The sequence below is a fragment of the Lactiplantibacillus sp. B652 genome, assembly GCF_023806745.1.
GTDB classification, from domain to species: Bacteria; Bacillota; Bacilli; order Lactobacillales; family Lactobacillaceae; genus Lactiplantibacillus; species Lactiplantibacillus pentosus.
On the sequence record NZ_JAMSKY010000061.1, the window covers coordinates 1 to 551 of the forward strand.

Here is a 551-nt window from a genome sequence, read left to right on the forward strand (position 1 = left end):
CAACTGATTGAAGAAGTTCTCAATCAAATGGCGCTCACAATAAACGTGGTAATCACAGGTCCACTTGTCTTTGGTATTTTCCTTTGGCGGAATGGTATAGACGCCTGCTTTATCTTCAATATACTGGCGAAGTTTCGCGGTGCCATAGGCTTTATCCGCGATAATATTTGATTGAGAAATATCGAAGCCTTCCAGCAACTCACTGGCAACTTGGCTATCATGTACTTGACCACCTGTTAGGCGAAAACCCAAGGGATTCCCTAATCCGTCAACGAGTGCGTGAATCTTGGTCGTTCGGCCACCTCGACTTAATCCAATAGCTTGATTTTCGACCATACATTCGGCATTTTTTTTGCCCCAGTGGCCTTTTGATGCGCTCGAACGATCGTTGAATCTAAGCTCAAGTTTTCCATGTCGGGATCGTCAATCAATTCGAGAAAAACCTGTTCGAACAAGCCTGAACTTACCCAGGCTCGGAAGCGACTATACACCGTTTTCCAAGAGCCATAGCGTTCAGGTAGATCACGCCAAGGAGCCCCGCTGCGCATGAG

At 46.6% G+C, this 551-nt stretch carries 1 pseudogene; it reads right to left on the bottom strand.

The features are described from left to right. Positions 1-551, bottom strand: a pseudogene (locus MZO40_RS16995) (IS5-like element ISLpl3 family transposase); the annotation flags it as partial.